This window comes from uncultured Aggregatibacter sp., assembly GCF_901873365.1.
Taxonomy (GTDB): domain Bacteria; phylum Pseudomonadota; class Gammaproteobacteria; order Enterobacterales; family Pasteurellaceae; genus Aggregatibacter.
The window spans coordinates 1-1,895 of record NZ_CABFLM010000125.1 but is presented as its reverse complement, the minus strand read 5'-3'; the positions used below and the strand labels follow the sequence as shown (position 1 = coordinate 1,895).

The following is a 1,895-nucleotide window of genomic DNA, read 5'->3' as shown; positions in this document are numbered from 1 at the left end:
TCATGAAAATAGTAAAAATCTGAATCAAACGAAATTGATTTTCAGGCACGCGTTAGGAAACGCGCGCTATCGTGGGGATGTTCGAGTGCTCCGATGCCGCCTTCTTGATAGGCGCGTATCCATCGTCGCAGGTGGGTTCGGGAGATGCCGTAATGATCTGCGGTACGCTGTTGGCTGCGTATATGCAGGTAGTGGAGTACGGCTTGGTATTTGAAGTGTAATGTATATTTGCTCATAAAAAAACTGCACCTTGTGAGTTGGAGGGGATGTCCAACTTTTGGGGTGCAGTTCAGGGTTTGCTCAGGTTTTCAGACGACCTTCGGATTTGGGCGAACCTTATTCCGTTACCGTTTTACGGATGAGCTTTTCCGCATTGGCGAGTGTGTTTTCCACTTCGGCGAACTCTATTTTGCTGCCCGACACCAGCGCGCGCGTATCGTTGAATACGACTTGGACTGCGCCGTCAGCTTCGGTAACGAGGACGCGCAACGGCAGTTGCAGGGCGAAGGCGGGGTCTTTTTGCATCAGCGGCGTGCCGGCTTTGGGCGTGCCGAAAACGATGACTTTCGCGGGCTGCATGTCCAAACCACTTTGTCGCGCTGCGGCTTGGTGGTCGATGACGGCGAACACGGTCATGCCTTTTTCTTTAACGGCGGTTTCCAAACGGCGGACGGTATCGTCGAAGCTGTATTTGCTGACGGCGGTATGGGTTTGATTCATGGCTGAACTTTGTCGGGAATCGGTTTGTCGGGCGGCATCGCCGCTATGTGAAGCGCTGGCGGCTTTAGCAGCGGGTGCGGCATAGGATACGGCGGCAGGAAGGACGAGTGCGGCGGCAGTCAGCGCAGCAGTCAGTAATTTTTTCATAGTTGTTTCTCCAAACGGTTGAATAAAGACATCAATCTAAACGGTTCGGCGGCAAAAAGCAATGCCCGTCAGCAAAAGGGTCGTCTGAAACGGGAGTGGTTTTCAGACGACCCTTTGAGACAAAATCAACGCTGCGCGTCAACCGCTTCCAAAGCGCGCAGGGCGTAAGTGTAGGCTGCGCCTGCGTTCAGGGCGATAGCGGTTACCAGCGCGCCGGCGATTTCGCTTTCAGTCGCGCCCGCTTTGGCGGCTGCGGCGGCATGTACGCTGATGCAGCTTTCGCAACGGGTAGTGATGGCGACGGCGATGGCAAAGTGTTCGCGCACGTTTTCGTTTGCCGCTTTCTCCAACACATCGCGCGTGCGGGCATCGTTTTTGCCTTCTTGGACGTAGAGTTCGGTAATCGATTTCGGGTTTTGCCACAGGCGGGCGTTGACGGCGTGGAAGCCGTAGATGAGTCTTTGGTTTGCCATGATTTTGCTTTATAAAAAATTTCAGACGACATTATAACAAGATAAGGTCGTCTGAAAGGGAAAGGTCATCTGAAAACAAGTGTAACCGGTATCACGAAAACGAAGCCGCCTACCGCATCAAATACCCCTACAGCCCAGAACTGCCGACGCCGATCAACACGGTAACCAACATGGAAAACCTGCTTGCGGCAAGCACGGTCAGTGCAATGGCAATCAATTCGTGCGGTTTGTTGGACGCGAAATAAGGCGCGATGACGTAAATCAACACGCAACCCGGCGCAGCTTCCATCACGATTTGTGCGCGGCGCCTTAAGGTATGGTTGCGCAAGGCGAAAAAACCAATAAGGCGGGTGGAATACGTTACCGCCAGCATGCCGGCAAACAGCAGGAACGACTACCAAGAGAGCAAATCCTTCATTCTTTCCCCCTGATAGCGCAAGCGTCCTCGCTTGTGCCATTACAATCTATTGTGGTTTCAGAGTTAGCAAAATCCCGAGGCAAGCTCACGAATAAAGTTTACCGGAAAAGTGATATTTGGCGATAAAGTGATTACCT

The 1,895-nt window shown here is 52.6% G+C and carries 4 protein-coding genes; all 4 read right to left on the bottom strand.

Translation table 11 applies throughout. The features are described 5' to 3' along the window. Nucleotides 1-41: 41 nt before the first annotated feature. Nucleotides 42-236 (bottom strand): helix-turn-helix domain-containing protein, encoded by a 195-nt coding sequence (locus QZ106_RS10695; RefSeq protein WP_204371006.1) that lies wholly within the window; start codon nt 234-236, stop codon nt 42-44. Between the two features lie 100 nt (nt 237-336). Continuing rightward, nucleotides 337-867 (bottom strand): DUF302 domain-containing protein, encoded by a 531-nt coding sequence (locus tag QZ106_RS09875; protein ID WP_048952635.1) that lies wholly within the window; start codon nt 865-867, stop codon nt 337-339. 125 nt (nt 868-992) lie between these two features. Further along, the gene (locus QZ106_RS09870; RefSeq protein ID WP_295976649.1) at nt 993-1,340 is read right to left on the bottom strand and encodes a carboxymuconolactone decarboxylase family protein; all 348 of its coding nucleotides are present in this window, start codon (nt 1,338-1,340) and stop codon (nt 993-995) included. Between the two features lie 127 nt (nt 1,341-1,467). After that, the gene (locus tag QZ106_RS09865) at nt 1,468-1,725 is read right to left on the bottom strand and encodes an AzlD family protein (RefSeq protein ID WP_295976650.1); all 258 of its coding nucleotides are present in this window, start codon (nt 1,723-1,725) and stop codon (nt 1,468-1,470) included. Between the last annotated feature and the right edge of the window lie 170 nt (nt 1,726-1,895).

Excerpts from the sequence above, each read along its gene's own strand:
- QZ106_RS09870 (WP_295976649.1), bottom strand. The coding sequence starts at position 1,340 with ATGGCAAACCAAAGACTCATCTACGGCTTCCACGCCGTCAACGCCCGC.
- QZ106_RS09875 (WP_048952635.1), bottom strand. The coding sequence starts at position 867 with ATGAAAAAATTACTGACTGCTGCGCTGACTGCCGCCGCACTCGTCCTT.
- QZ106_RS10695 (WP_204371006.1), bottom strand. The coding sequence starts at position 236 with ATGAGCAAATATACATTACACTTCAAATACCAAGCCGTACTCCACTAC.